Source organism: Piscinibacter defluvii (genome assembly GCF_004011805.1).
Classification (GTDB): domain Bacteria; phylum Pseudomonadota; class Gammaproteobacteria; order Burkholderiales; family Burkholderiaceae_C; genus Piscinibacter; species Piscinibacter defluvii.
This window is the reverse complement of record NZ_ML137199.1, coordinates 95,037-120,891: the sequence shown is the minus strand read 5'-3', so window position 1 is coordinate 120,891 and position 25,855 is coordinate 95,037. Positions and strand designations below refer to the sequence as shown.

Annotated in this window: 22 protein-coding genes; 13 read left to right on the top strand and 9 right to left on the bottom strand. The window is 73.1% G+C overall.

Going from position 1 to position 25,855, the window contains the following annotated elements; genetic code table 11:
* Position 1 precedes the first annotated feature (1 nt).
* The 9 genes from D9C15_RS07545 to D9C15_RS07505 all read left to right on the top strand — a co-directional run bounded on the left by D9C15_RS07545 (position 2) and on the right by D9C15_RS07505 (position 10,405).
* Complete coding sequence (locus D9C15_RS07545; RefSeq protein ID WP_127996834.1) at positions 2-661, top strand: PulJ/GspJ family protein; 660 nt, start codon at positions 2-4, stop codon at positions 659-661.
* Positions 658-1,596, top strand: coding sequence for a type II secretion system minor pseudopilin GspK (gene gspK / locus D9C15_RS07540; protein ID WP_127996833.1), 939 nt, complete (start codon positions 658-660; stop codon positions 1,594-1,596). The genes D9C15_RS07545 and gspK overlap by 4 nt, the downstream gene beginning before the upstream one ends.
* Positions 1,597-1,739: 143 nt before the next feature.
* On the top strand, positions 1,740-3,011 hold the full coding sequence (gene gspL, locus D9C15_RS07535) for a type II secretion system protein GspL (protein WP_127996832.1): 1,272 nt from the start codon (positions 1,740-1,742) through the stop codon (positions 3,009-3,011).
* A gap of 58 nt (positions 3,012-3,069) precedes the next feature.
* On the top strand, positions 3,070-3,591 hold the full coding sequence (locus tag D9C15_RS07530; RefSeq protein WP_240668324.1) for a type II secretion system protein M: 522 nt from the start codon (positions 3,070-3,072) through the stop codon (positions 3,589-3,591).
* Positions 3,588-4,466 (top strand): type II secretion system protein N, encoded by an 879-nt coding sequence (gspN, locus tag D9C15_RS07525; protein WP_205854748.1) that lies wholly within the window; start codon positions 3,588-3,590, stop codon positions 4,464-4,466. The genes D9C15_RS07530 and gspN overlap by 4 nt, the downstream gene beginning before the upstream one ends.
* Before the next feature lie 2 nt (positions 4,467-4,468).
* Positions 4,469-6,613 carry a type II secretion system secretin GspD gene (gspD, locus tag D9C15_RS07520; protein ID WP_240668323.1) on the top strand — a complete coding sequence of 715 codons (2,145 nt, stop codon included), beginning with the start codon at positions 4,469-4,471 and terminating at the stop codon, positions 6,611-6,613.
* A gap of 9 nt (positions 6,614-6,622) precedes the next feature.
* A complete protein-coding gene (gene gspE, locus D9C15_RS07515) occupies positions 6,623-8,044 on the top strand; it encodes a type II secretion system ATPase GspE (protein ID WP_127996830.1) in 1,422 nt (473 codons plus the stop codon).
* A gap of 19 nt (positions 8,045-8,063) precedes the next feature.
* Positions 8,064-9,281 (top strand): type II secretion system inner membrane protein GspF, encoded by a 1,218-nt coding sequence (gspF, locus tag D9C15_RS07510; protein ID WP_127996829.1) that lies wholly within the window; start codon positions 8,064-8,066, stop codon positions 9,279-9,281.
* A 128-nt stretch (positions 9,282-9,409) separates the two neighbouring features.
* Positions 9,410-10,405, top strand: coding sequence for an AAA family ATPase (locus tag D9C15_RS07505; protein WP_127996828.1), 996 nt, complete (start codon positions 9,410-9,412; stop codon positions 10,403-10,405).
* Positions 10,406-10,420: 15 nt separating this feature from the next.
* Here the strand turns inward: D9C15_RS07505 and D9C15_RS07500 are convergent, their stop codons facing one another.
* On the bottom strand, positions 10,421-12,166 hold the full coding sequence (locus D9C15_RS07500; RefSeq protein WP_164886676.1) for a diguanylate cyclase: 1,746 nt from the start codon (positions 12,164-12,166) through the stop codon (positions 10,421-10,423).
* 131 nt (positions 12,167-12,297) lie between these two features.
* Here D9C15_RS07500 and D9C15_RS07495 point away from each other — a divergent pair, with 131 nt between their 5' ends.
* A complete protein-coding gene (locus D9C15_RS07495; RefSeq protein WP_127996826.1) occupies positions 12,298-12,726 on the top strand; it encodes a globin domain-containing protein in 429 nt (142 codons plus the stop codon).
* 15 nt (positions 12,727-12,741) lie between these two features.
* Here D9C15_RS07495 and D9C15_RS07490 read toward each other — a convergent pair whose 3' ends face one another.
* From D9C15_RS07490 to D9C15_RS07475, 4 genes are all read right to left on the bottom strand, one after another.
* The gene (locus tag D9C15_RS07490; protein ID WP_127996825.1) at positions 12,742-15,609 is read right to left on the bottom strand and encodes a hybrid sensor histidine kinase/response regulator; all 2,868 of its coding nucleotides are present in this window, start codon (positions 15,607-15,609) and stop codon (positions 12,742-12,744) included.
* Complete coding sequence (locus D9C15_RS07485) at positions 15,606-16,346, bottom strand: response regulator (protein WP_127996824.1); 741 nt, start codon at positions 16,344-16,346, stop codon at positions 15,606-15,608. Before D9C15_RS07485 ends, D9C15_RS07490 begins: the two co-directional genes overlap by 4 nt.
* A 64-nt stretch (positions 16,347-16,410) precedes the next feature.
* Positions 16,411-16,617 (bottom strand): hypothetical protein, encoded by a 207-nt coding sequence (locus tag D9C15_RS07480; RefSeq protein ID WP_127996823.1) that lies wholly within the window; start codon positions 16,615-16,617, stop codon positions 16,411-16,413.
* A 108-nt stretch (positions 16,618-16,725) separates the two neighbouring features.
* Entirely contained in the window at positions 16,726-18,378 is a 1,653-nt protein-coding gene (locus D9C15_RS07475) for a tannase/feruloyl esterase family alpha/beta hydrolase (RefSeq protein WP_127996822.1), read from the bottom strand.
* Between the two features lie 191 nt (positions 18,379-18,569).
* Between D9C15_RS07475 and D9C15_RS07470 the strand changes: the two genes are divergently transcribed.
* The 3 genes from D9C15_RS07470 to D9C15_RS07460 are packed head-to-tail and all read left to right on the top strand — an operon-like array spanning position 18,570 to position 21,392.
* Positions 18,570-19,421, top strand: coding sequence for an AraC family transcriptional regulator (locus D9C15_RS07470; protein ID WP_164886675.1), 852 nt, complete (start codon positions 18,570-18,572; stop codon positions 19,419-19,421).
* A gap of 40 nt (positions 19,422-19,461) precedes the next feature.
* Positions 19,462-20,382, top strand: a complete 921-nt coding sequence (locus D9C15_RS07465) for a 5'-nucleotidase (RefSeq protein WP_127996820.1) — start codon at positions 19,462-19,464, stop codon at positions 20,380-20,382.
* Positions 20,379-21,392 (top strand): nucleotide-binding protein, encoded by a 1,014-nt coding sequence (locus D9C15_RS07460; protein WP_127996819.1) that lies wholly within the window; start codon positions 20,379-20,381, stop codon positions 21,390-21,392. The genes D9C15_RS07465 and D9C15_RS07460 overlap by 4 nt, the downstream gene beginning before the upstream one ends.
* Positions 21,393-21,538: 146 nt before the next feature.
* Here the strand turns inward: D9C15_RS07460 and D9C15_RS07455 are convergent, their stop codons facing one another.
* From D9C15_RS07455 to D9C15_RS07440, 4 genes are all read right to left on the bottom strand, one after another.
* Positions 21,539-21,850 carry a hypothetical protein gene (locus D9C15_RS07455; protein ID WP_127996818.1) on the bottom strand — a complete coding sequence of 104 codons (312 nt, stop codon included), beginning with the start codon at positions 21,848-21,850 and terminating at the stop codon, positions 21,539-21,541.
* A gap of 118 nt (positions 21,851-21,968) precedes the next feature.
* Complete coding sequence (locus D9C15_RS07450) at positions 21,969-23,930, bottom strand: amidohydrolase (RefSeq protein WP_127996817.1); 1,962 nt, start codon at positions 23,928-23,930, stop codon at positions 21,969-21,971.
* A gap of 90 nt (positions 23,931-24,020) precedes the next feature.
* On the bottom strand, positions 24,021-25,013 hold the full coding sequence (locus D9C15_RS07445; RefSeq protein WP_127996816.1) for a helix-turn-helix transcriptional regulator: 993 nt from the start codon (positions 25,011-25,013) through the stop codon (positions 24,021-24,023).
* The gene (locus tag D9C15_RS07440) at positions 25,013-25,750 is read right to left on the bottom strand and encodes a Crp/Fnr family transcriptional regulator (RefSeq protein ID WP_127996815.1); all 738 of its coding nucleotides are present in this window, start codon (positions 25,748-25,750) and stop codon (positions 25,013-25,015) included. Before D9C15_RS07440 ends, D9C15_RS07445 begins: the two co-directional genes overlap by 1 nt.
* Positions 25,751-25,855: the final 105 nt, after the last annotated feature.

The window sequence follows — 25,855 nt, the reverse complement described above, 5'->3', positions numbered from 1 at the left end:
CATGACCGGCCCCCTGCGCCCGCGCGGCTTCACCCTGGTCGAGGTGCTGGTGGCGCTGCTCGTGCTGGCGCTGATGGCCAGCATGGCCTGGCAGGGCGTGGACGGCATCGTGCGTGCGCGCGACACCAGCCAGGGCCAGATCGACCGCACGCTGCGCCTGAACGCGGTGATCGGCCAGTGGGAGACCGACCTCGGCGCGGTGCAGGACACCGGCGCGGTGCCGGCCCTGAACTTCGACGGTGCCACCTTGCGCCTGACCCGCAGCGCGGCGGGCGGCGTGCAGGTGGTGGCCTGGTCGCTGCGCCCGGACGAGTCCGCCAGCACCTTGCTGCGCTGGGCCGGCCCGGTGGCCACCACCAGCGCCGCGCTGCAGGACAGCTGGCTGGCCAGCCAGCAGCTGCAGGGCAACGAAGCCGGCCAGCTGCGCGCGCTCGAGGGCGTCAACCAGTGGCAGGTCTACTTCTGGTACCAGAACCAGGCACAGAGCAGCGGCTGGAGCAACGCGCAGTCCAGCGGCAACGTCGTCCGGCCCCCGGCCGGCGGCGCCAGCGCGCCGGCCGCCGCCGTGGCCCTGCCCAGTGGCGTGCGCCTGGTGATGGAGTTCGCACCCGGCAGCGGACTGTCGGGGTCGATCACGCGCGACGCGCTGCTCGAGCCATGACCCGACTGCGCCACCGCTCGCGGCGCGGCGCCGCGCTGCTGACCGCGATGATCATCGTCACGCTGCTGGCGACGCTGGTGGCGGCGATGGTGCTGCAGCAGCGCCGTGCCGTGCTGGTGGAGGCGGCCGAGCGCAGCCGCGTGCAATCGTCCTGGATCCTGAACGGCGCGCTCGACTGGGCGCGCCTGATCCTGCGCGAGGACAAGCGCTCGGGCCGGCCGACCGCGCTCACCGAGCCCTGGGCCACGCCGCTGGCCGAGTCGCGCCTGTCGACCTTCCTGGCCGCCGACAACGCCAACGCCGAGGACGGGCCGGACGCCTTCCTGTCCGGCGTGATCACCGACGCGCAGGCCCGCTTCAACCTGTTCAACCTGGCCGAGGGCAACAAGGTCTCGGCCAACGACCTGGAGGCGCTGCAGCGCCTGTGCCAGGCGATCGGCGTGTCCGACGACGTGGCCCGGCGCATCGCCGCCGGCATGGTCGCGGCGGTGGCGCCGGGCACCGACAGCGCCGCGCCGCTGCGGCCGCAGAGCCTCGAGCAGCTGGCCTGGTTCGGCATCGATGCCGACACGATCGAGCGCCTCGCGCCCTACGTCACGCTGCTGCCCTCGCGCACCGCCGTCAACGTCAACACCGCACCGCGCGAGGTGCTCGCGGCGGCGATCAAGGGGCTGGACCTGGCCACCGCGGAACGCCTGATCCAGGTGCGCCAGCGCGACCCGTTCAAGAACCTCGAGGCGGTCTCCTCCCAGGCCACGGGCCTGACGCTCAACGGCGCACTGGTGTCGGTCAACTCCGACTACTTCGAGGTGCGTGGCCGCTTGCGTCTGGAGGACCGCGTGCTCGAACAGCGCTCGCTGGTCGTGCGGCGCGGACTCGATGTCGTGGTGTTGCGGCGCGAACAGGTGTCCTCGCGCGACGCCCACCGCGGCTGAGGGTCCGGGAGGCGCGCCGCCAGCGGGTAGCGCCGGTTGTGGGCGGACCGCGACGGGTTTACAACGTCGTGTCCTAAGTCGTTGATTCGTGAAGGTTTGTAGCGGAGCCCTCTCTACAATGGCGCCAGTCCGATAAAGCCCGCATGTCGCTCCTCGTCGTCCAGATCCCCTCGCGGTCGCGCCTGTCCGCCCGCCGCAGTGCCGGCGAGGCGGCGCCGTCCGTCTCGGACCGCAGCACCGAGTACGCCTACGCCACCAGCCCGGACGGGCTGCAGCTGGACAAGCAGGGCGAGTCCGCCGCCGCGCTGCTGCCCCGGGCCGCCACGGTGATCGCCCAGCTCGCCGATGCGGACGTGAGCTGGCACCGCATCACGCTGCCCAAGGCGCCGCAGGGCAAGCTGCGCGCCGCGCTGGTCGGCGTGCTCGAGGACGTGCTGCTCGACGATGCCGAGGCGGTGCACCTGGCGCTCGCGCCGGGCGCGACGCCGGGCCAGCCGGTCTGGGTGGCGGCGGTCGACAAGGCCTGGCTGCGCGCCGAGCTGGCCGCGCTCGAGAAGGCCGACGTGTTCGTCGACCGGGTCGTGCCCTCGAGCTGGCCGGACGACCCGCCCTCCGGCCACTTCGCCGAAACCGGCGCGGGCGAACCCGGCAGCAGCGAAGGCATCGTGCTGCACTGGGCCCATCCCGACGGCGTGGCCGCGCTGCGGCTGCAGGGGGCGCTGGTGCGCGCGCTGGTGCCGCGCCCCGCGCCGGCCGGCACGCGCTGGAGCGCCACCGCCGGCGCCGCCGCAGCGGCCGAGCAGTGGCTCGGCATGCCGGTGAACGTGATGTCGCGCGGCGAACGCGCGCTGCAGGCCGCGCGCAGCCTGTGGAACCTGCGCCAGTTCGACCTGGCGCAGCGCACCCGTGGCGCGCGCGCGCTGCGCGACGGCCTGCGCCGCCTGGCCAGCCCGCCCTGGCGCGCGCTGCGCTGGGGGGTGGCGGCGCTGGTGCTGGCACAGGTGGTGGGCCTGAACCTGTGGGCCTGGCAGCAGCGCCAGGCGGTCGAGCAGCGCCGCGTGGCGATCGTCAACGCGGTCAAGGCCGCCTTCCCGCGCGCCAGCGACCTGGACCTGCAACGCGACGCCGGCGCCGTGATGCAGCGCGAGGTGCAGGCCATGCGCACGCTGGCCGGCAAGGCCGGCGACACCGACCTCGAGACGCTGCTCGCTGCTGCCGCCTCGGCCTGGCCGGCCGACCGCCCGCCGGTCGACAACCTGCGCTTCGAGAACGGCCGCCTCAGCCTGGCCGCGGCCGGCTGGAGCGAGCAGCAGCTCAGCCAGTTCCGCAGCCAGCTGCAGCCCGCCGGCTGGCAGGTGGAATCGAGCGAGGGGCGCCTGACGCTTTCGCGCGCCCGCAGCGGGGGTCGCTCGTGAGCGCGCCGGGCCGCTCTCTAGCGCGAACCCCGAAGCACGCAGTGCGGAGGACAGGACCGTGAGCGCCGCCGGCCTGAGCCTGCCGCCGGCACTGGCGCAGCAGCGCGACAAGGCACGCGAGTACTGGCGCACGCGGGCGCCACGCGAACGCCTGGCGCTGCTCGTGATGGGCGGCGTGCTGCTGTTTGCGCTCGCCTGGCTGCTGCTGGTGCAGCCGGCGCTGAACACGCTGCGCCAGACGCCGGCGCAGCTGGCGGTGCTGGAGGCCCAGCTGCAGCAGACCCAGGCGCTGGCCGCCGAGGCGCAGCTGCTGCGCGGCGTGGCCGCGGTCGGCACCGGCCAGGCCACGGCCGCCTTGCGTGCCGCCACCGAACGCCTGGGCGACAAGGGCCGGCTCGCGCTGCTGGGCGACCGTGCCACGCTGACGCTCAACGGCGCCTCCCCCGAGGCGCTGCGCGGCTGGCTGGTCGAGGCACGCAGCGCGGCGCGCGTGCGTCCGATCGAGGCCCAGCTGACGCGCGCCGGCAGCGGTTACAGCGGCACGCTGGTCGTGCAGCTGAGCGGCGGGGCGGCGCCATGATCCGTCGCCGCAAGGGCCGCGCCTGGGCCCACACCGCCGCCGCCACGGGCTGGAGCGAGTCGACCTTCGCGGAGCTGTCCTGGGACCGCTCGCGCGCTGCCGGCATGCGCTGGGGCCTCTTCGGCGCGGTGCTGGGCGCGTTGATCGCGCTGGTGCTGTTCGCGCCGGCCGCCTGGCTGGCTCGCGGGCTGGCCTCGGCCACCGGCGAGCACCTGCTGCTGGCGGACGCGCGCGGCACGGTCTGGTCCGGCAGCGCGGTGGCGGTACTGACCGGCGGGCCCGGCAGCCGCGACGCCAGCGCGCTGCCCGGCCGGCTCGAGTGGACGCTGGTGCCGTCCGGACTCGGCTTCGAGCTGCGCCTGCGCCAGGCCTGCTGCCTGAACGGCACCGCGGTGGTGGCGATCCGCCCGGGCTTCGGCCGCGTCACGGTGGCGCTGCAGCCCGGTGCCGAATGGATCGGCCAGTGGCCCAGCGCCTGGCTCGGCGGCCTGGGCACGCCCTGGAACACGCTGCAGCTCGGCGGCAACGTGCGCCTGTCCTCCCCCGGCCTGGCGGTCGAATCGGTGCAGGGCCGCTGGCGCCTCACCGGACGCGCCGACATCGACCTGCAGGACGTCTCCTCGCGCCTGTCGACGCTCGACACCCTGGGCAGCTACCGCCTGTCCATCTCGGGCGACCCGAACGGCGCGGCACAGATGAACCTGGCGACGCAGCAGGGCACGCTGCAGCTGTCGGGCAGCGGCAGCATCGCGCCGAGCGGCGTGCGCTTCCGCGGCGAGGCGCGTGCCGCCGAGGGCGGCGAGACGGCCCTGGCCAACCTGCTGAACATCATCGGGCGGCGCGACGGCGCACGGTCCGTCATTTCGATCGGATGAGCATGAATCCACGTCTGCCCTCCCGCACGCACGGTTGGCCCAAGCGCCTCGCCGCGGCGCTGCTGGCCGCCGCGCTGCTGCCCACGGCGCCGTACGCGCAGGCGCCGGCCAACCGCTTCCCGGGCGACCCGGTGACGCTGAACTTCGTCAACGCCGACATCGAGGCGGTGTCGCGCGCGATGGGCGCGATCCTGAAGCAGCAGTTCGTCGTCGACCCGCGCGTCAAGGGCACGATCACGCTGTTCTCCGAGCAGCCGATCTCGCCGCGCGAGGCCTACCTCAACTACCTGGCGGCGCTGCGCGGCCTGGGCTTCACGGTGGTCGAGGTGGGCGGCCTGTTCAAGGTGGTGCCCGAGGCGGATGCGAAGCTGCAGACCGGCACCGTGGCGATCGGCGAGACCAACCGCCGCGGCGACCAGATCCTGACCCAGATCTTCCGCCTCAACCACGAGAACGCGAACAACCTGGTGCCGGTGCTGCGCCCGCTGATCAGCCCGAACAACACGATCAACGCCAACCCGGGCAACAACTCGCTGGTCATCACCGACTACGCCGACAACCTGCAGCGCATCGCCCGCATCATCGCGGCGATGGACACGCCCTCGGCCGGCGAGGTGGAGGTGATCCCGCTCAAGCACGCGGTCGCCTCCGACCTGGGCCCGATCGTGCAGCGCCTGGCCGAGGCCGGCGGCACGGCGGTGGTGCCGGGCGCACCGCCGTCGGCGGGCGGCAGCGGCAGCTCGATCCTGGTCGACCCGCGCAGCAACTCGCTGCTGGTCAAGGCCGGCAGCCCGGCCCGCATGGCGACCATCCGCGCGCTGATCGAGCGGCTCGACCAGCCGCTGCAGGGCTCGGCCAGCACCGGCAACATCTGGGTGGTGCACCTGAAGAACGCCGACGCCACCAAGCTCGCGCAGGTGCTGCGCGCCGCCTTCGCCGCCAACACCGGCGGCAGCGCCGGCGGCAGCAGCACGCTCTCCAGCCCGGCCACCCCGACGGCCATCATGGCGCAGCCGGCCACGGCCGGCGCCGGCGGCGTGGCCGGCGGGGCGTCGGTGCAGTCGACCAGCCCGGTGCAGGCCGGTGCGGGGCCGTCGACCGGCGGCTTCATCCAGGCCGACCCGTCGACCAACTCGCTGATCGTCACCGCGCCCGAGCCGCTGTACCGCCAGGTGCGCGCGATGATCGAGCAGCTCGACTCGCGCCGCGCGCAGGTCTACATCGAGAGCATGATCGTCGAGGTGTCGGGCAGCAACGCGGCCGACTTCGGCCTGCAGTGGCAGGGCCTGCTCGGCAAGGACGGCGACAAGTACGGCGTGGGCATCGGCACCAACACCACCGTCGGCGGCCCGAGCATCATCTCGCTGTCGCAGACGCTCGCCGGGGCCGGCACCACGCTGCCCGGCGAAGGCCTGAACATCGCGCTGCTGCGCAACTACGGCGGCACCTACGCGCTGGCCGCGGTGGCGCGGGCACTGCAGACCCAGGCCAACACCAACATCGTCTCGACCCCGAACCTGATCACGCTCGACAACGAGGAGGCCAAGATCGTGGTCGGCGAGAACGTGCCCTTCATCACCGGCCAGTTCACCAACACCGGCACCGCGACGACCAGCCCGTTCCAGACCATCGAGCGCAAGGACGTCGGCATCACGCTGCGCATCAAGCCGCAGATCGGCGAAGGCGGCACGGTGCGCATGACGATCTACCAGGAGCAGTCGGCGGTGAAGGAAACCACCGCGGCAGGCACCAGCAACGCCGGTCCGTCGACCACCAAGCGCTCGATCGAGTCGACCGTGGTGGTCGACGACGGCGCGATCCTGATCCTCGGCGGGCTGATCAGCGACACCTTCACCGACACCAAGGCCAAGGTGCCGCTGCTGGGCGACATCCCGGTGCTGGGCCAGCTGTTCCGCAGCGAGAAGCGCGAGAAGAACCGCAGCAACCTGATGGTGTTCCTGCGCCCGACCATCCTGCGCGACAACGTCAGCGCCGAGAAGCTCTCGCTGGACCGCTACGACCTCATCCGCGCCACGCAGAAGGACGCCCAACCGGCCAACCACCCCCTCATCCCGCTGAAGGACTCGCCGGTGCTGCCGCCCGAGCGCGCGCCCTCCGCACCGGCCGCCGCGGCCTCGGCCCCGTAAGGTCTCGCGATGGGCGCCCGCCACCCCCTGCCCTACGCCTTCGCCAAGGCGCACACGCTGCTGCTCGAGGACGACGGCGAGCGCCTGGTGCTGTGGGCGCCCGAAAGCGTGCCGCTCGGCCCGTTGTCGGAGGTGCTGCGTGTCTACGAGGTCGATGCACTCGAGCGCGAGGCGGCGCCTTCGCTGGCCAACCGCATCGCCGCGGCCTACGCGGGCGGCGAGTCGAGCGCCGCCACGGTGGTGGGCGAGGTGGAAAGCGCGGTCGACCTGTCGCGCATGATGCAGGACCTGCCGGCGGTGGAGGACCTGCTCGAGGCCGCCAACGACGCGCCGATCATCCGCATGCTCAACGCGCTGCTGACGCAGGCTGCCAAGGACGGCGCGAGCGACATCCACATCGAGCCCTACGAACGCAGCTCGGCGGTGCGCTTCCGCGTCGACGGCACGCTGCGCGAGGTGGTGCAGCCCAACAAGGCGCTGCACGCCGCGCTGATCTCGCGCCTGAAGATCATGGCCGAGCTCGACATCGCCGAGAAGCGCCTGCCGCAGGACGGCCGCATCTCGCTGCGCATCGGCGGCCGCGCTGTCGACGTGCGCGTCTCCACGCTGCCCTCCGCGCACGGCGAGCGCGCCGTGCTGCGCCTGCTCGACAAGGGCGAGAGCAAGTTCACGCTCGAGTCGCTCGGCATGAGCGGCGACGTGCTGACGAGCTTCGACCGCCTGATCCAGCAGCCGCACGGCATCGTGCTCGTCACCGGCCCGACCGGCTCGGGCAAGACGACCACGCTGTACGCCTCGCTCGGCCGCGTCGACACCAGCACGACCAACGTGCTGACGGTGGAGGACCCGGTCGAGTACGAACTCGCCGGCATCGGCCAGACGCAGGTCAACCCGAAGATCGACCTCACGTTCGCGAAGGCGCTGCGCGCGATCCTGCGCCAGGACCCGGACGTCATCATGATCGGCGAGATCCGCGACTTCGAGACCGCGCAGATCGCGATCCAGGCCTCGCTCACCGGCCACCTGGTGCTGGCCACGCTGCACACCAACGACGCGCCGAGCGCGGTGACGCGGCTCACCGACATGGGCGTCGAGCCCTTCCTGCTCAGCTCCTCGCTGCTGGGCGTGCTGGCGCAGCGGCTGGTGCGCAAGCTGTGCCCGCACTGCAAGCGCCAGGACGAGCATGGCCGCTACCGGCCGGTGGGCTGCAGCGAGTGCGGCATGAGCGGCTACAAGGGCCGCACCGGTGTCTACGAGCTGATGGTGGCCGACGACAAGGTGCGCTCGCTGATCCACGAGCGCGCCGCCGAGGCGCAGCTGATCCACACCGCGCAGTCCGGCGGCATGCGCTCGATGCGCGAGGACGGCGAGCGCCTGGTGGCCGAGGGCATCACCTCGGCCGAGGAAGTGCTGCGCGTGACGCGCGACTGAGCACCGGCCGCCCCGCGCCATGCCCGCCTACCGCTTCGAAGCCCTCGACGCCGCCGGCAAGGCCAGTTCCGGCCTGCTGGAGGCCGACAACGCCAAGGCCGCGCGCGCCCAGCTGCGCGCCCAGGCACTGGTGCCGCTGGACGTCACGCCGGTCGCCTCGGCGGCGGGCGGCGCCAGCGGCGGGCTGCGCCTGACGCGCCGCATCTTCACGAGCACCGGGCTGACGGTGTGGACTCGCCAGCTGGCCGGGCTGGTGGGCTCCGGGCTGCCGCTCGAGCGCGCGCTCACCGCGCTGGCCGACGAGGCCGAGGACAACCGCCAGCGCGAGCTGGTGGCGCACCTGCGCAGCGAGGTCAACGCCGGCTCGCCGTTCGCGCGGGCGCTGGCCAGCGTGCCGCGCGAGTTCGACGACGTGTACCGCGGCGTGGTCGCCGCCGGCGAGGCGAGCGGCGCGCTCGGCGCCGTGCTCGAGCGCCTGGCCGACGATCTGGAGGAGCGCCAGGCGCTGCGCGCCAAGCTGATCGGCGCAACGCTCTACCCGGCGATCGTCTCGGTGATCGCGGTCGTGATCGTCATCTTCCTGGTCACCTACGTGGTGCCACAGGTGGCCTCGGTGTTCACCAGCTCCAAGCGTGCCCTGCCCGCGCTGACGGTGGCGATGCTCGCCATCAGCGGCTTCCTGCGCAGCTGGGGCTGGCTGCTCATCCTGGCCATCGCCGGCGGCATCGGCACCTTGATGTTCATGCTGCGCAACGACGCCTTCCGCGAGCGCTTCGACGCCGCCTGGCTCGGCCTGCCGCTGATCGGCAAGCTCTCGCGCGGCTACAACGCGGCGCGCTTCGCCGGCACGCTGGCAATGCTGGCCGGCGCCGGCGTGCCGATCCTCAAGGCGCTGCAGGCGGCGGCCGAGACCTTGTCCAACCGCGCGATGCGCGCCGACGCGATGGACGCGCTGGTGCGCGTGCGCGAGGGCGCGCCGCTGGCCTCGGCGCTGGCCGGCAAGAAGCGTTTTCCGGGCCTGCTGGCGATGTTCTCGCGTCTGGGCGAGCAGACCGGCCAGCTGCCGCAGATGCTCGAGCGCGCCGCGCGCCAGCTCGGCGGCGAGGTGCAGCGCCGCGCGATGCAGATGGCCACCATCCTCGAGCCGCTGCTGATCGTGGCGATGGGCGCGGTGGTGATGCTGATCGTGCTGGCGGTGCTCCTCCCCATCATTCAACTGAATACCTGGGTGAAGTAGGGATCGCCCGAGAACCTCTGGCACGCATCCTGCATCGAAGTACCCCGTGATTGGGGTTTTGTTCGATGCCTGCACCGTGGCACGCTTTGCTTGAATAGCATCGTGTCACGGTGGTTTCGGAGGAACGGATGACCGCGTCCAAGGACCTGGTAGCCCTGCCGCGCAGCGGCCTCCCGATTGCGCACATGCGCAGTGTGTACCGCGTCGGCGACGTCGAGCGCCGCCTCGACAAGCTGCCGCCCAAGGAACACGAGAGCCTGCGCTCCACCTACGAGCGCATGATCGAGAAGGGCCCCGAGCGCTTCCAGGTCAAGCCTTCCGGCCTGCCGGTGATGGACCACCTGTACGACGACCTGCCCAACTTCGCCGAGGTGCTCGACGACGTGCGCCGCCAGCTCGCGCTGTGCGAGGACAGCCGCGACGCGCTCGAGATCACCCCGCTGCTGCTGCTGGGGCCCCCGGGCGTGGGCAAGACCCATTTCGCGCGTGCGCTGTCGCATCTGCTGGGCACCGGCATGGGCTTCATCTCGATGAGCTCGATGACGGCCGGCTGGGTGCTTTCCGGCGCCTCCAGCCAGTGGAAGGGCGCGCGCCCCGGCAAGGTGTTCGAGACCCTGGTCGACGGCCAGTACGCCAACCCGGTGATGGTGGTCGACGAGATCGACAAGGCCGGTGGCGAGCACGCCTACGATCCGCTCGGCGCGCTCTACAGCCTGCTCGAGCACGACACCGCGCTCGCCTTCACCGACGAGTTCGCCGAGGTGCCGATCGACGCCAGCCAGCTGATCTGGGTCGCCACCGCGAACGATGCGCGCAGCATTCCCGAGCCGATCCTGAACCGCATGAACGTCTACGAGGTTCAGGCCCCCGACCACGAGGCGGCGCGCCGCATCGCGGCCAAGCTGTACCGCGGCATCCGCGCCGAGCACGACTGGGGCTCGCGCTTCGATCCCGAGCCGCGCACCGAGGTGCTGGACCGGCTGGCCGAGGTGGCGCCGCGCGAGATGCGGCGCGCCTGGATGACGGCCTTCGGCAACGCCAAGCTCGACCGCCGCGACCACGTGCTGGTGCGCGACCTGCCCGAGCCCGGCCTGAAGAAGTCGCCGATCGGCTTTGTCCAGTAGGCCCGGCGTCGGGCCTCAGACCCCGGCCAGCCCGACCGAGGCCTGGCCGCGGCGCAGGCAGTCGCGGCCGGCCTGCTTGCCGGCGTACATCGCGGCATCGGCGCGCTTGAGCAGGCCGAGCGCGTCGCGCCCGTCCAGCGGCGCGAGGGCGTAGCCGATCGTCAGGCCCACGCGCACCTCCTGGCCGGCCACGTCGAACGGCTGGCGGAAGGCCTCCAGCAGCTTGCGCCCGAGCGCCTGCGCCTCCGCATCGCCCGGCAGGGCGCCGGCCACCACGACGAACTCGTCGCCGCCGAGCCGGGCCACCGTGTCGCTCGAGCGCAGCAGCGATTCGAGGCGGCGCGCCACGCCCACCAGCAGCTCGTCGCCGGCGTCGTGGCCGAGCCGGTCGTTGACCGGCTTGAAGCCGTCCAGGTCGAGCAGGAAGACCGCCGCCATGCGCTCCGGCGTCGCGGCCGGCAGCAGGCGCTGCAGCACCTCGTTCAGGCCACGCCGGTTCGGCAGGCCGGTCAGGGCATCGGTGTGCGCCAGCGAGCGCAGCGCGTCGCGCTCGACCGTGGCGCGCTGCGCGGCGCGGCGCAGGTCCTCGATGCGCAACGCCAGCACGCGCATCCACAGCACCATCTCCACCATGGCTCCGAACTGGAACGAGTGCTGCGTCCAGAAGTTCGACGGCACCAGCCCGCGCAGCAGCCCCGCCATGGTCAGCGTGGCAACGGCGTAGGCGACCCACCCCACCAGCATGGTCGTGCCGACGCTGTCGCCGGCGCGCATGCGCCGCCAGGCCACCGGGATGGCCAGCAGCATCGGCAGCGGACCGAGCACGCTGGCCATGCTCTGCGCGACGCGGTAGTCGATCAGCCCCGCGCCGAAGGCCAGCGCCGCCAGCAGCGAGATGCCGGCCACGGCGCGCAGCGCGTCGGACACGCGCCGCCACACCTGGCGCACGCCGAGCACCCGCTCGATGAACACGCAGCCGCCGAACAGCGCCAGCAGCACGCTCAGCGGCGCCGCGTGCAGCGCGAGCCAGGGCTGGTCGCCCCACAGGTGCTGCGGGCCGAGTCCGAAGTAGGCGATGAAGAAAATCGCGGTGCCGCCGAGGCTGAGCGAATAGGCCAGGAAGGTCGCGTCGCGCAGGCTGACCCATTGCGCCAGGCTGTACAGCAGCAGGCACAGCGAGGCCCCGGCCAGCAGCCCCTGCAGCAGCTGGTTGCGCGACTCGCGGGCCAGGAAGGCCTCGGGCGTGGACAGGGTCAGCGGCAGCACCATCGTGCTGCGGGTCTGCACCCGCAGCAGCAGCTCCGTGGCCCGGCCCGGCTCGAGCGTGACCGGCGTGGCATGCCAGGCGCTGGGCAGCGGGTGGCGGCTGAACGGCACCGCACGGCCGAGCGACACCGGCTCGCGCGCGCCGGGCAGGTACAGGTCGATGCGGTCGATCGACGGGTACTCCACCGCCAGCACCCATTGCGCCGGAGCATCGGCCGGCAGCACCAGGGGCAGACGCAGCCAGACGGTGTCGCTGCGCCGGCCGAGGTTGGCGTGTGGCGTGTCGGGCGGCTCGAAGGCCGAGGCTCGGGCGCGCACCTGTGCCACGTCCAGGCTGCCGTCGGCGTCCGGCAGCACGGTCACGGCCGGCCAGGCGTCGAGCACGCCCTGCGCCGCCTCCAGCCGCAATGGCTGGGCGAGCGCCGGCGCCGCCGCCGCGGCGATCAGGAGCAGGCCCCAGCACCCGCGGGCCAGCGCGACGAGAAATGACTTCACCCGGCGAACTTCGACGCACGCCCCGGAAACTTGAGCACAACAAAGGAAACGGCGGCCGAAATGCGCGCGCGACACGCCGGGCCGATGCTGTGATCTCCGCGGCCTGCGCCGCCCCCGAACCCGCATCACCCATGACCCCGCAGCAGACCCAGCTGATCCGCGCCAGCCACGCGCGGCTCGTCCCCCATGCCGACCGTGCCGGCCAGCTCTTCTACCGCAAGCTCTTCGCGCTGGCGCCCGACCTGCGCCCGCTGTTCATCGGCGACATCCGGCAGCAGGCCACGCGACTGATGCAGATGATCAGCGCCGCCGTCGGCCTGCTCGACCGCCCGGCGCAGCTGGTGCCGGTGCTGCAGCACCTGGGCGCGCGCCACGCCGGCTACGGCGTGCAGGCGCGCGATTACCAGGTCGTCGGACTGGCGCTGCTGGACACGCTGGCCGAGCAGCTCGGCGCCGAGTTCGACGCCGACACGCGGGCCGCCTGGAGTGCGATGTACGCGCTGGTCAGCTCGACGATGATCGCCGCGGCACGCGCCGAGTCGGCGCCGCAGACGATCTGAATCGGGCCGCCGGGATCAGCGCGCCAGCAGCTCGTGCACGCGGCCGACCAGGTCGTCGCGTGCGAAGGGCTTGTCCAGGCTGGCGCAGCGCGACTCGGCCAGGAAGCGCTCGGCCCCCGGCGACAGCGTGTCGCCGGTGACGAAGAGCATGCGCCCGGCCAGGGCCGGATGGCGCTCGCGCACCGCGCGCCACAGCGCCGCGCCGTCCATGTCGGGCATGCGCAGGTCGGACACGATGGCGTCGAAGCGCGCCTCGCCGAGCAGCTCCAGCGCCACCGCGCCGGACTCGGCCGTGGCCACCTCGAAGCCGGCACCCTCGAGCATCTGGCGCATCAGGTCGGCCAGCTCGGGCTCGTCGTCCACCACCAGCAGCCGCGCGGCCGGGCCGTCGTCGGGCGGGCCCAGCCGGCCCGGCTCGGTGGCGTCGTCGCGCTCGCCGCTGATCGGCAGGCTGAGCCGGAAGGTGGCCCCGTCGGTGCCGGACTCCAGCTGCAGCTGGCCGCCGTGCTCGCGCACCAGCGAGCGCGAGACCGCGAGGCCGAGCCCGGTGCCGATGCCCTCGGGCTTGGTGGTGAAGAAGGGCTCGAAGATCTTGTCGCGCAGCGCCGGCGCGATGCCCGGGCCGCTGTCCGAGACGCGCAGCCAGACGCGCGGCTCGCGGTTCTCGCGCCGCGCCTCCACGCCAGTGGCCACGCGCACGCGCCGCACCAGACCCGCGCGCGGCTCCTGCGCGGCCAGCGCCTGCTGCGCGTTGACGAGCAGGTTCAGCACCACCTGGCCGATCTGGTCGGCATCGGCGCGCACCTCGGGCAGGTCGGCCTCCAGCTCGAGCAGCAGCTCGATGCCGTGGCTGCGGAAGGTGTAGGCCAGCATCTCCGCGGCGGCGCGCGTCAGGTCGTTGAGCTGCACGCTGCGCCGCTCCGGCGGCTTGTGGCGCGCCATGTTGAGGAAGGTGCGCACGATGCGCCCGCAGCGCTCGGCCGCCTCGCGGATGCGCTGCACGTCGCCACGCAGCGCCGCGTCGTCGGCGCACTTCTCCTCCAGCAGGCTGGCGCGGCCCATCACGATGGCCAGCGGGTTGTTCAGCTCGTGCGCCACGCCGGCCAGCAGGCTGCCCATGGCCGAGAGCTTCTCGCTCTGGCGCAGCGCCTCGCGCTGCTGCTCGATCTGCTGCGCCGCGGCACGCCGCTCGGACAGGTCGGTCATCGAGACGATGAAGTGCACCTGGCCCTCGGCCTGGACGCGCCACACCGCCATCTCCACCGGCAGCTCGCTGCCGTCGGCGCGCAGCGCGGCCATCTCGACGCGCCGGCCCATCGGGCGCAGCGGGGCGCCTTCGCGCAGGCGCTGCATGTCGGCGTCGTGTGCGGCGCGGTATCGCTCCGGGATCAGCACGGCGCCGACCGAACGCCCCAGCACCTCGGCGCGCCGGTGGCCGAACATCGCCTCGGCGGCCGGGTTGAACTCGACGATGCGCCCCTCCGGATCGGTGGCCACGATGGCCGCCAGCGCGTTGTCGACGATGGCCGACTTGAAGGCCTCCTGCTGGCGCTCGCGCCGCTGCAGCTCGCGCTGGCGGCGGAAGGTCTCGCGCACCGCCTCCAGCCAGGGCTGCCAGCGCGCGCCCACGGTGGGCGCAGGCGCATCCTCGCGGCGCGACAGCTCGCGCAGGTAGGCCAGCACGCGCAGCGCCGGGTCGACGAAGTTGCGCGACAGCAGCCACTGCCCGGCCACGAACATCGCCAGCAGCGCCAGCGCGATCAGCGCGTTGGGCAGCAGCGCGGGCAGCAGGCGCGCCGTCAATGCCGCTTCCGGCACGATGCTGACGTAGGCCCAGGGCGAGTCCTTGCGCGCCTGCGCGGCGATGACCCAACCCTCGTGCTGCAGCGGGCGGCCCTCCTGGCGCAGTGCCGCCTCGATCTGGGCGCGGTCCAGGCCGGCGGGCAGGCGCTCCTGCATCGAGAGCGTGACCACCCGGTTGCCCTGCCCCGCACCGGCCGGCGCGGCGGGCGCCTGGCGCGAATCGGCCAGCACCTGGAGCTTCTCGTCGACGATCCAGTCGCGTCCGGCCGGGTCCTGCCAGCGCGCCAGGCGCTCCTGCAGGTCGTCCAGGCGCACGTCGACCGACACCTCGCCCACGTGATCGCCGCGCGCGAACACGTAGGCGCTGTACGACACCACCAGGCCCCCGTGCAGCTGGCTGGTGTAGGGCGGGCCCCAGCGCGCGCGCTCGAACGGGTTGGCCTCGAGCCGCACGCGCGAACGCGCGGTGGCCTGGGCGCGCAGCGGCGCGATCGCCGTCAGCGAGGGCACGCCCAGCGTCTCGGTGATGCGCGAGGTGGCGACCCAGGGGTAGCCGAACGAGGTGTTCAGGTCGGTGCCGGCGAACCAGGTGGCCTCGAAGGCGGCGCTGCGCCGGTGCACCACGCGGGCCTGGGTGAGGAAGGCCTGGGCGCGGCGCAGCCACACCTCCGGCGGCGGCGAACCGTCCGGCGGGGCCCACCACATCTGGCCGAGCTGCTCGCGCTGCTCGCGGCTGGCGCCGTCGAGCGACCAGCCGTCCGGCCGGCCGTGCACCAGGCGCGGCGCGAGCGCCAGGCGCAGCGCCGGGCCGGCGTCGGGCGGCGTCTCCCACAGCGTCTCGAGCATGGTGCGCAGGTCGTCCACGTGCTCGATCGCCGGGCGCACCAGCGCAGACAGCTCCTGGGCCCGCTCGTCGACGCGCCGTTCCAGCTGCGCGCGCGCATCGGCCTGCAGCTGGCGCCACTGCAGCAGGGTCAGCACCGCCAGCAGCAGCAGCATCGGCACCACCAGCAGCCACATCAGGCGCCGCGTGGCGCCCAGCGTGGCGGCGGCGGGATCGCGCTCGGCCGGCCGGTTCACGCCGCCGTCGGCACGTACACGTAGCCGACGTTGCGCACGGTCTTCAGCACCTCGGGCTTGTCGGGGTTGCGCTCGATCTTGCGGCGCAGGCGCATCACGCGCAGGTCGATCGAGCGGTCGAACACGTCCCAGCCGCGGTTGTGCGCCTGCTCCATGATCTGGTCGCGGTTCAGCGGGCGGTTCGGGTGGCGCGCGAACAGCGCCAGCAGGTCGTACTCGGCTGCGCTGATCTCGATCTCGTGGCCCTCGGCGCCGAACAGGCGGCGTTGGTCGAGATCGAGCGTGCAGGGACCGAAACGTACGCGGCGGGTCGGCTCCTCGGCCGGCGCGGCGGCCGCAGGCGGGGCGGCCAGGCGGCGCTGCAGCGCGCGCACCCGCGCCAGCAGCTCGCGCAGCTCGAAGGGCTTGGGGATGTAGTCGTCGGCACCGAGCTCCAGGCCGACGATGCGGTCGACCGACTCGCCGGCCGTGGTCAGCATGATCAGCCCGACCTGGGGATGCGCCTCGCGCAGCCAGCGCGCCAGCGACAGCCCGTTCTCGCCGGGCATGTTGATGTCCAGGATGGCCAGCTGCGGCACCGCCTGGGCGATCAGCTGGCGCGCGGCGGCGGCGTCGCTCGCCTGGCGCACCGCGAAGCCGTGCCGGCCGAAGTACTCGGCCAGCAGCTGGCGCAGCTCGGGCTCGTCGTCGACGGCCAGGATCTGGAACGGCGCTTCGGCGGCGGGAGTGGTGTTCATGGAGGCGCGCGACGGCCGGAGGGGCCGATGATATCGACGCGCGCCATGCTGGCGCCGGCCGGTTTCAGCCGCGCTTCTTGGCCCGGCGTCCTTGTTTCATCGGTTTCGCGGCATGCTCGGGCAGGTCCTCGGCGAAACACTCGCTGCGGAACACCGCCGGCTCGGTCAGCGCGAAGGTGGGCCGGCGCGGCTGCGGCGCGCGTGCCAGGCGTTGCGACAGCACCACCCAGCCGAGCGAGAGGGGACGGGCGAAGGCGAGCAGCTGGGTCATGGGCATCTCCGGTGGGATGCCTCAGATGATGGCGGCCGACTGTGACGTGCGTTTTTCAGGCCCGCCCGCCCGTGTTTCATTGGTTGCCGAAGGCGCGCGTGTCGCGCGTCAGCGGCATTCGAACGATGCAGCGCTCTCGGTGTCGGCCGCCCCCGCCCGGAGCAGGGCCTGCTTCGGGTAGGCGCACAGGGGCCGGCTGCGCCGGGCCGGCCAGCCGGCGGCCATCACGTCGGGATCGGCGGCGTTGACGGTGGCCACCACCACGTCGGGCGCACGGCCCTTCTCGACCCAGTTCTCCAGCGCCGTCAGCATGTCGAAGCGGTCGGTGGCCGGGCCGCCGCCGCAGTGGTTCATGCCAGGCACGAGGAACAGGCGCGCGTAGGCCGCGGCAGCCGGGTCGGCCGCCGTCAGCGCGTCGTACCAGGCGATGCTGTCGTCGGCCGAGAACACCGGGTCGGCCGTGCCATGCACCACGATCAGCTTGCCGCGTGCCTTCAGCGTGGTCAGCCGCGTCGGGTTCGGTGGCGTCATGAACTCCATGGCGGACTCGCGGTAGGTCGTCGTGGTGGCGAAGATCTTCGGTGCGTCGCTGTCCATGCTGAAGCCGAGCTGGTAGGCGAAACCGGCATCGCTCAGGTCCGGTGCATCCGGTGGCGACGTGAAGATGAAGCCCATCGCGCCGGCGCCGATCAAGGTGTTGAAGGGCAGCGGCGCAAAACCGGCATCGAGTTTCCAGAAGCGCCAGTTCTGCCCCGACACGCCCGGATCCAGCGGCCAGCTGGCGTAGAGGCGATCACCGGCGTTGTTGCGCGGGCCGGCGAAGATGTTGCGCAGCGCGGTCTTCTGCGGCGCGCTCAGGCAGTCGGCCGCGGGTGCGCCAGCGCAGGTGGGCACATCCCGGTCGAGGTCGAAGCGGCTGCGACAGCGTGCACGATCATTGACGATGCCGTCGGCCAGGCCGTCCAGCGCGTCGCAACGCTCCAGGACCTTCTGCGACACGAGCGTCATCGCCGAGGCCGGGAAGGCGTCCTTCGGCAGCTGCCCCGGTCCGGCCGCGGACATGAACTGCTGCGTGTCCCACTGCTGCGCGACCGCAGCCTTGGGCAGGTTGAAGCCGGGATTGGCGGCGACGAAGCCGTCGAACTGGTCGGCAAAGCGCGACGCGGCCACCATCGCGTCGCGCCCGCCGTTGGAGCAGCCCAGCAGGTACGAGCGCTCCGGTGCGCGGCCGAAGCGGGCCTGCAGCAGCGTCTTCGCGGCCAGGGTGACCTGGCCGACGGCGTTGTACCCATAGTCGCTGCGCGCCTGCGGATCGATGGCGAAGCTCACGTCGGACTGCCCGCCGTCGTGGCCGCCGTCGGTGCTCGCCACCGCGTAGCCGCGCTCCAGCGCCGTGCCGGTGGGCGCGTTGAGCAGGTTGCCGGTGGCCGGCACGATGAAGCCGTTCGTGCCACCACCGCCCTGGAAGAAGAACTTGCCGTTCCAGGCCTCGGGCGCGGGCGTGCGCAGCTCGAAGCCGATCGCGTAGGGCTTGCGGTCGATCCCGGTGCGCTCGTTCAGCGCGCCGTTGACCCGGCAGTGCGCCGGCAGCGCTCCGGAGGCCGGCACCTCCACGGCGCTTGCGACCTGCAGGTTCGGGATGTCGAGCTTGGCGGTGACCAGATCGCTGCAGGCGAGCGTGCGGGGCGCATCGCCGCCGCCACCGCAGGCGGCGAGGACGCCGGCGGCCAGGGCCAGCGCGAGCTTCGGGTGGCAGGGCATGGGTCTCCTCCTTGGTTGGACGTGTAGCGGCGCCGCGCCACGGGCGCGCGGGCCGATCGCCAATCTAGGAAGGCCGGGGCGGCGGGTCTTGTCGAAACGGGCCGGTGTTGTCGAAAGCGGCCCCCGGGGCTTCCCCGCATGCGATGCCGGTGGGGCACCGCCTACCATGCCCGCCACCCGTCAGCCCCGCCATGCCCATCGCCCCCCTGCCCGGCCCGCACGGGCTCTACAACGTCTCCGTGATGCCGCGCTTCCTGCTCGACAGCGCGCGGGTCGGCTGGCAGGGCGCGTACTTCACCGACATCGACGGCGCGCGCGAAGGCGTGGTCGACCATGCCCACGAGCGCTACTGCATCGTGCGCGTGATGCACCATGAGGGCCACCGTGCGCTCGGCCAGCGCGACTGGATCGAGATCCCGCCCGGCTTCGCGCTGTGCCAGCCCGGCGACGAACAGCGCTTCGAATGGCGCTCGGGCGGTCGCTCGCAGTTCCTGTTCATCGACGGCGGCCGGGCGGCCGAGGTGCTCGGCGACGACCGGCCGCTGCGCTCGTCCACCCCCGCCCCGATCCCGGGCGCGACGCTGCCCGGGCTGATCTTCGACGGGCTGTGGGCCGACCTCGCGCAGGGCAGCCCGGCCGGCGCGCTGGTGGGGGATTCGCTGATCGCGGCCCTGGTCGCGCACCTCGCGGGCGTGCGCGACACGACGCCGCGCGCGAGCGCGGCACGCGCCAGCCGGCGCGCCATCGATCTCATCGAGGCCCGCTTCGCCGAGCCGATCCCGCTCGAGCAGCTGGCCGCGGCCGCGGGGTTGGGCCCGCGCCAGTTCACGCGCGCCTTCAGGCACGCGACGGGTCGGTCGCCGCACCAGTACCTGATCCAGCGCCGCGTGGAACATGCGCAGCTGCTGATCCGGCAGGGCCTGCCGCTGGCCGAGGTTGCCGTGCAATGCGGTTTTGCCGACCAGAGCCAGCTGACGCGCGCGTTCGCGCAGAAGGTGGGCACGACACCGGGGCAGTTCCGGCGCACTGCCGGACACGGTTGACCGGCGGGCCCGGCGCCGGGCCCTGGCTATGATCCCCGCCATGCCCGTCAGCCTCGCCGGTCAGCTCGTCGTCGCCATCTCGTCGCGCGCGCTGTTCGACTTCGAGGAGGAGAACCGGGTCTTCGAGGCCAGCGACGACCGCGCCTACATGCAGCTGCAGCTCGAGCGGCTGGAGCGCACCGCCAAGCCCGGCGTGGCGTTCTCCCTGGTCAACAAGCTGCTGGCCTTCAACGCCGCGGGGGCGGAGCCGGCGCAACGCGTCGAGGTGGTGATCCTGTCGCGCAATGACCCGGTGTCGGGCATGCGCGTGTTCCGCTCCGCCCAGCAGGTCGGCCTGCCGATCCAGCGCGGCGTGTTCACGCGTGGCCAGCCGCCCTGGCGCTACCTGCGGCCGCTGGCGGCCAACCTGTTCCTGTCCACCAACGAGGCCGACGTGCGCTCGGCGCTGGCCGCCGGCGTGCCCGCGGCACGCGTCTACCCGCAGTCGGCACGTGCCTCCGACGCCCACCCGGACGAGGTACGCATCGCCTTCGACGGCGACGCGGTGCTGTTCTCCGACGAGGCCGAGCGGGTGTTCCAGTCCGACGGGCTGGACGCCTTCCAGAGCCACGAACGCGACCGCGCCGCGATGCCGCTGGCGCCCGGGCCGTTCAAGCCGCTGCTCGAGGCGCTGCACCGGCTGCAGCGCGAGCCGGCGCGCCACATGCGCATCCGCACCGCGCTGGTCACGGCGCGCAGCGCGCCGGCGCACGAGCGCGCGATCCGCACGCTGATGGCCTGGCGCATCGAGGTCGACGAGGCGATGTTCCTCGGCGGCCTGCCCAAGGGGGAGTTCCTGCGCGAGTTCGAGCCGGACTTCTTCTTCGACGACCAGACCGGCCACATCGAGAACGCTGCGCCGCACGTGCCGGCGGGGCACGTGGCCAGCGGGGTCGCCAACACCGTGGAGGGAATGCCGTGATCTCCGACAAGCCGGTGATCTTCGTCGCCTCGTCGACCGAGCGCCTGCCGGTCGCCCGCGCGATCGCCGAGGCGCTGGCCGAGCCGGCCGAGTGGACGGTGCGGGTTTGGGACAGCGAGTTCGCCTTCAGTGCGGTCTACATCGAGTCGCTCGAGAAGGCCCTCGACACGGCGGACTTCGCCGTCGTCGTGATGACCGGCGACGACCTGGCCAACAAGCGCGGCGTCCAGGTCGTGCTGCCGCGCGACAACGTGATCTTCGAGCTCGGCCTGTTCATCGGCCGCATCGGGCGCGAGCGCTGCACCTTCTTCGTCGAGCACGACTCGAGCACCCAGATTGCCAGCGACCTGTCCGGCGTCAAGGCGGCCGAGTACTGGCCGCCCGAGCAGATGACGCGCCGGGTGCGGCCCGGACTGGCGGAACGGGCGCGCGAACTGAAGAAGCGCATCCGGGAGCAGCTGGCGCAACACGGCACGCGCTACCGGCCCGACGGCGACGAGCGCCGGCGGCAGCAGCAGCGCTGGCAGTTCCTGCGCCGCATCGAGGGCCTGTGGTGGGAGCGCATGCGCGACGGCGACGACGACCAGTCGGCCCTCAGCCTGGTGACCATCGGCCTCGACCCGGTGACCAACGGTGCCGTGCTGCGCGGCGACGCCTACGACCTGGACGGCGGCCGCCTGGCCGAGTGGCAGGCCGACGCCGCGTTGCAGCTGGACGATCCGCCGACGCTGCACTACCGCTGGCAGGGGTTCCACGAGAGCGCGCGCGGGGCGGCCATCGCCGGGCAGGGTCAGGTCAGCTTCGACTCGCGCGAGGCGCCTTCCAGCGGCCGCGGCTGGTACTACGACATCCGGGTCGCCGAGATCCAGGGAGGCCACGCCCCGGTGCGCGAGAAGGGCGTGCGCATGCGGCGCCTGGACGAGGCCGAGGCGGCCACCATGCGCGACCCGTTCTCGGCCGCGGCTCAGGCGCTGGTGAAGCAGCGCATCGCCGACCTGCGCTTCCGGTAGGGCGCGCCGTGGCCCGCGCGCCTGCAGGCGCGCGGGTGTCCGCAGGGACACCCGCACGTCCGGGCTCGCCCCAGCCCGTGCGCCTGCAGGCGCCCGGTCCTTCGCCAGGCGAGCGGGTGTCCGCAGGGACACCCGCACGTCCGGGCTCAGCCCAACAACCGGGTGGCGAGGCGTTCCAGGAGGGGGCGGCGTTCCCAGGCGCGGCAGGCGCGCTCGGCGAACTCGCGCCCGCGGGCGTTGAGCCTGAAGTAGCGCACGTGCTCGAAGCCCTGCGGGTTCTCGTACTCGTCGACCAGGTGGTAGTCGGTCAGCGGGCGGAAGGCCGTGCGCAAGATGCCGCCGTCGATCGTGCAGCCGCCCCAGGTCTCGGCGGCGTGCACCAGCACGTGTCCGCGGCGCAACGCACGCAAGGCGTCGATGAATTCGCCGCGGTCGGCGATGATGGTCGGGGATGACATGGCGGCACGAGGACGGCAGTGGCACCGGCATCCATCATGCCGCGCAGCGCATGCCACTGCCGCCGGAAATGCCGGCCGATGCGGTCCTTGTTCCGGCCCGGCCCCTGTTCACAGCTCGTCAGTGGTTGTGCCCGTCCCCACCGTGCGCATGTGGCGCCCCGGGCACGGTCGACGGGATCGCATGCCCCGCCGAGCCGCGCGGGCTCAGCAGCCGGGCGCGTGCGTTGCCCGCCTTCTGCGCCGCGCTCAGCGTGCCGTCGAAAGGCGCCAGCGCGGCCACCACCTTGCCGCCCACCATCGTCAGCAGCACCCGGTTGCGGCCCAGTTCCTCGTCGGGCACGGCGAGGAAGTCGCGCTCCAGCACGATCAGGTCGGCGAACTTGCCCGGCTCCAGGCTGCCGATCTCGCGCTCGAGGCGCAGCTGGTGCGCGGCATTGCGGGTGATCGCCTCCAGCACCGCATCGCGGCTGAGCGCCGGGTCGTCGTTGATCGGGCCCTCGAAGATGGGCGCGAGGCTCGCGGCGCTGTGCGGGTTGGCCGGGTCGCCCGAACGCGTGACGCCGACCTTCAGCGCCAGGAAGGTGTCGAACGGGTCGATCGGCCAGTCGCTGCCGTGCACGATGCGCGCGCCGGCGCGCTGCAGGCTGCCCGAGGGCTCCATGCGCGCGAAGCGCTCGGCGCCGAGGTGGCTCTCGGTGTCGCCGATCGAGTACGGCGCACGCTGCGCCCACTGGAACGACATCGCGGCCATCACGTCCAGCGCCGCGAAGCGCGGGTAGTCGGCCACGGCCACGGTCTCGTTGTGTGCGATCGCGGCGCGGAAGTCGGCGTTCGGCCGCGCCTGGCGCAGCGCGGCCACGGCGTCGAGCGCGGTGCGCACGCCGCGGTCGCCGGTGGCGTGCAGGTGCATGTCCAGCCCCGCGTCGGCTGAGGCCAGCATCAGTGCCTTCAGCGAGGCGGGGGAGTAGTAGAGCTGGCCACGGTTGGTGCCGGGCACCCATTGCGGCGCGGCCTCGGTGCCGATGTTCTGCAGGTAGGGCGTCAGCAGCGCGCCGGTGTCGGCCGGGGCGTTGACCACGCCGTCGAGGAAGACCTTGACCGTGCGCGCACGCACGCCGGGTGCGGGCGTGGGCGCGGCGCTGTCGGCCTGCGCGGCCAGCGCCCTGGCGTGGGCGATCTCGTCGGCCGGGTTCGTGTTCGCGTTCTCGGCGTCGACGTTGATCGCGAGGTTCACCCGCGCCGTGAGCTCGCCGCTGTCACGCAGCGCCTTGAACACACGCAGGTGCGGCTCGCCCGCCGCGGCGTCCATGAAGCTGGTGATGCCCTGCTCGCGCAGGGCCGCCAGCGCGGCACGGCCCTGCTCGAGCTGGTCGGCCTCGCTGTCGGGCGGGATCGCGGCCTTGAGCTGGAAGCCTGCCGCGTCCTCGCAGATGCCGCTGGGCGTGCCGGAGGCATCGCGCAGGAACTTGCCGCCGGCCGGATCGGGCGTGTCCTTGTCGATGCCGGCCAGCGCGAAGGCCCGCGAGTTGGCGAGCACCGAATGGAAGTCCGACGAGGTCACCGCGATCGGGCGGGTGGTGCTCAGGCCGTCGAGCAGCGCACGCGTCGGGTCCGCGTCGAGCGCGGCGGTGGACTGCCGGTCCCAGTTCACCGCCTCGAGCCAGGCGTCGGGGCCCGCGTCGGTGCTGGCGTCCAGGCAGGCCTGCAGCTTGCCTGCCAGCTGCGCGCGGGTCAGCGGCGCGTACGCCAGGTCGCACACCAGCAGCGCGCGGCCGCCGGCCAGCGCATGCAGGTGCGCATCGACGAAGCCCGGCATCAGCATGCGGCCGCCGAGCTCGATCACCTGGGTGCGTGCGCCGATGTGGCCGGTCGCCTGCGCATCGGTGCCGACGAAGGTGATGCGCCCGTCGCGCACCGCCAGCGCCTGCGCGATGCGGCGCTGGCCGTCCATCGTCACCACCTTGCCGCCGCGCAGCACCACCTCGGCCGCCGGTTCGTCGCTGCCGCCGCAGCCCCCCACGACGACGGCCGCCACCGCGGCCGCGAGCAGGCCCAGGCCCGCCTTGAACTGGAATCTCATCGCTCCTCCGCCCTCTTGTCCACGCCGGGAACGGCGTGGCGTCGAAGGTAGCGGCAGGGCCGCGGCACGGCCCTCCGCAATTGAGGAGGGTCAAGCCGTGCGGCTGCGTGCCCGGCGGCCGGCGAGCGCACGGCCGAGGGCCACCTTGTCGGCCACGCCCAGGCGCTGGTAAGCGTCGCGCAGGTAGGTGCGCACGGTGGCGGGGCTGAGGCCGGTCTCGCGCGCGATCTGCTTGTGCGAGCGGCCGTCCGCGTAGAGCAGCGCCACGCTCAGTTCGCGCGGCGGCAGCAGCGGGGCCTGGCGGCGCGGCGCGAGGCTCAGCAGCAGCAGCTCGCCGCTGGGATCCACGGCCACCCGGCGCGCACCCAGCTTCAGGCTGCCGGCCGCGCGGCGCAGCGCCTCGACCAGGTCGGCCGGCGGCTGCGCGCCGTCCCAGTGCGGGTAGTGCTCCTGCAGCAGCAGCGCGAGCCGCGCGCCGAGGTAGACGAACTCGCCGGCCGCGTCGAGCAGGCCATGGCCGTCGCCCGCACGCGCCGCGCCGGCGCCGCCGATCGCCAGCGCGACACGTGTGCTCCAGCGCTGCATCAGGTGCGCGCTGAACTGCTCGAACAGCACACCCTCCGCGGGCACGAAGGGCGCGCTGTCCTGGCCGCGGTAGATCGAGATGAACTGCTGCAACCCGCTGCCCGGCAAGGCGCGGGTCACGGCGAGCGCGTGGAACAGGTCGTGGCGGCGCGCGAAGGCCTCGACGGCGGGCACGGGGTCGTCGTAGCTCGCCGAGCGGACCACCGTGTCCAGCCGCCGCAGGCTCTCGAGGGCAAATCGGTCCTGGTGGCCGATGCGGTTCCATTCGCGCGCGAAGTCGGGGCTGAGGTTGATGCGCCCGCTCAGCCAGTTGCGCGGCGCGAGGCCGTCCATGCCGCCCGAGCATTCACCCCACCACGCCGCCTCGAAGGGCACCAGTGCGCGCAGGCCTTCGAGGCCGTCGCGCATCAGGCGCGCCGGGCTCGCGGACTCGGCCACGCGGTCGAGCGCCAGCAGCCGCGCGCTGAAGGCCTCGAGCACCTGCCGGCCGATCTGCATCAGGCCGCGTCCGCCGCGCTGTAGCGCCGCAGCGCCGCCAGGTCCAGCACCCGCACGCCGCCGTACTCGATGCGGATCAGGCCGTGCGCCTGCAGCGCCCGGAGGGCCTCGTTGACGCGCTGGCGCGACAGGCCGACCAGGTAGCCGAGCTCCTGCTGCGTGATGCGCAGCAGCGTGCCCACGCCGGGGTAGAGCACCGGATGGAACAGCGCCGCCAGGTTGCGGGCGACACGTGTGTCCGGGTCGTCCAGGCGGTCGATCTCGCGCGCCGCGATGAACTGGCCGAGCCGCTCGTTGAGCTGGTTCATCACGTAGCGGTTGAACGGGATGCTGCGCTCGAGCAGCCAGTGGAAGGTCTCGATGCCCAGGCCCGCCACCACGCTGCGGCGCAGCGGCTCGACGTTGTAGCGGTAGACCTCGCGCTTGAGCAGCGTGCCCTCGCCGAACCAGCCGCCCGGCGGCATGCCGGTGAAGGTGATCGGCATGCCCTGCGTGCCGTCGTTGTTCATCTTCAGCAGGCCGTCGAGCAGGCCGAACCAGTAGTTGGCCTGGCGGCCGATCTTGCAGACGTAGTCGCCCGGCTGGGCCTCGACCACCTGCAGGTCGGCCACCGCCCGCTCGCGCTGTACAGCGTCCAGCAGCGCCAGCCAGGGCACCATCGCCAGCTCGGCCGCCGCCGGCGCCCGGGCGCGCGAGCGCAGCGGCGGGGTGCGCGCTGGGGCGGCCAGGTCGGTCATAGGCGCTGCGGTTGACGGCGGGCTGACAGGCGTCCCCGGGGAAACTCCCCTCGGGACTGTCCCGGAGATTGTCGTCAGAACGACAACCGGACGTCAAACTTGTTC

Excerpts from the sequence above, each read along its gene's own strand:
- D9C15_RS07545 (WP_127996834.1), top strand. The coding sequence starts at position 2 with ATGACCGGCCCCCTGCGCCCGCGCGGCTTCACCCTGGTCGAGGTGCTG.
- gspK (WP_127996833.1), top strand. The coding sequence starts at position 658 with ATGACCCGACTGCGCCACCGCTCGCGGCGCGGCGCCGCGCTGCTGACC.
- gspL (WP_127996832.1), top strand. The coding sequence starts at position 1,740 with ATGTCGCTCCTCGTCGTCCAGATCCCCTCGCGGTCGCGCCTGTCCGCC.
- gspN (WP_205854748.1), top strand. The coding sequence starts at position 3,588 with ATGATCCGTCGCCGCAAGGGCCGCGCCTGGGCCCACACCGCCGCCGCC.
- gspD (WP_240668323.1), top strand. The coding sequence starts at position 4,469 with ATGAATCCACGTCTGCCCTCCCGCACGCACGGTTGGCCCAAGCGCCTC.
- gspE (WP_127996830.1), top strand. The coding sequence starts at position 6,623 with ATGGGCGCCCGCCACCCCCTGCCCTACGCCTTCGCCAAGGCGCACACG.
- gspF (WP_127996829.1), top strand. The coding sequence starts at position 8,064 with ATGCCCGCCTACCGCTTCGAAGCCCTCGACGCCGCCGGCAAGGCCAGT.
- D9C15_RS07505 (WP_127996828.1), top strand. The coding sequence starts at position 9,410 with ATGACCGCGTCCAAGGACCTGGTAGCCCTGCCGCGCAGCGGCCTCCCG.
- D9C15_RS07495 (WP_127996826.1), top strand. The coding sequence starts at position 12,298 with ATGACCCCGCAGCAGACCCAGCTGATCCGCGCCAGCCACGCGCGGCTC.
- D9C15_RS07485 (WP_127996824.1), bottom strand. The coding sequence starts at position 16,346 with ATGAACACCACTCCCGCCGCCGAAGCGCCGTTCCAGATCCTGGCCGTC.
- D9C15_RS07480 (WP_127996823.1), bottom strand. The coding sequence starts at position 16,617 with ATGACCCAGCTGCTCGCCTTCGCCCGTCCCCTCTCGCTCGGCTGGGTG.
- D9C15_RS07475 (WP_127996822.1), bottom strand. The coding sequence starts at position 18,378 with ATGCCCTGCCACCCGAAGCTCGCGCTGGCCCTGGCCGCCGGCGTCCTC.
- D9C15_RS07470 (WP_164886675.1), top strand. The coding sequence starts at position 18,570 with ATGCCCATCGCCCCCCTGCCCGGCCCGCACGGGCTCTACAACGTCTCC.
- D9C15_RS07465 (WP_127996820.1), top strand. The coding sequence starts at position 19,462 with ATGCCCGTCAGCCTCGCCGGTCAGCTCGTCGTCGCCATCTCGTCGCGC.
- D9C15_RS07455 (WP_127996818.1), bottom strand. The coding sequence starts at position 21,850 with ATGTCATCCCCGACCATCATCGCCGACCGCGGCGAATTCATCGACGCC.
- D9C15_RS07450 (WP_127996817.1), bottom strand. The coding sequence starts at position 23,930 with ATGAGATTCCAGTTCAAGGCGGGCCTGGGCCTGCTCGCGGCCGCGGTG.
- D9C15_RS07445 (WP_127996816.1), bottom strand. The coding sequence starts at position 25,013 with ATGCAGATCGGCCGGCAGGTGCTCGAGGCCTTCAGCGCGCGGCTGCTG.
- D9C15_RS07440 (WP_127996815.1), bottom strand. The coding sequence starts at position 25,750 with ATGACCGACCTGGCCGCCCCAGCGCGCACCCCGCCGCTGCGCTCGCGC.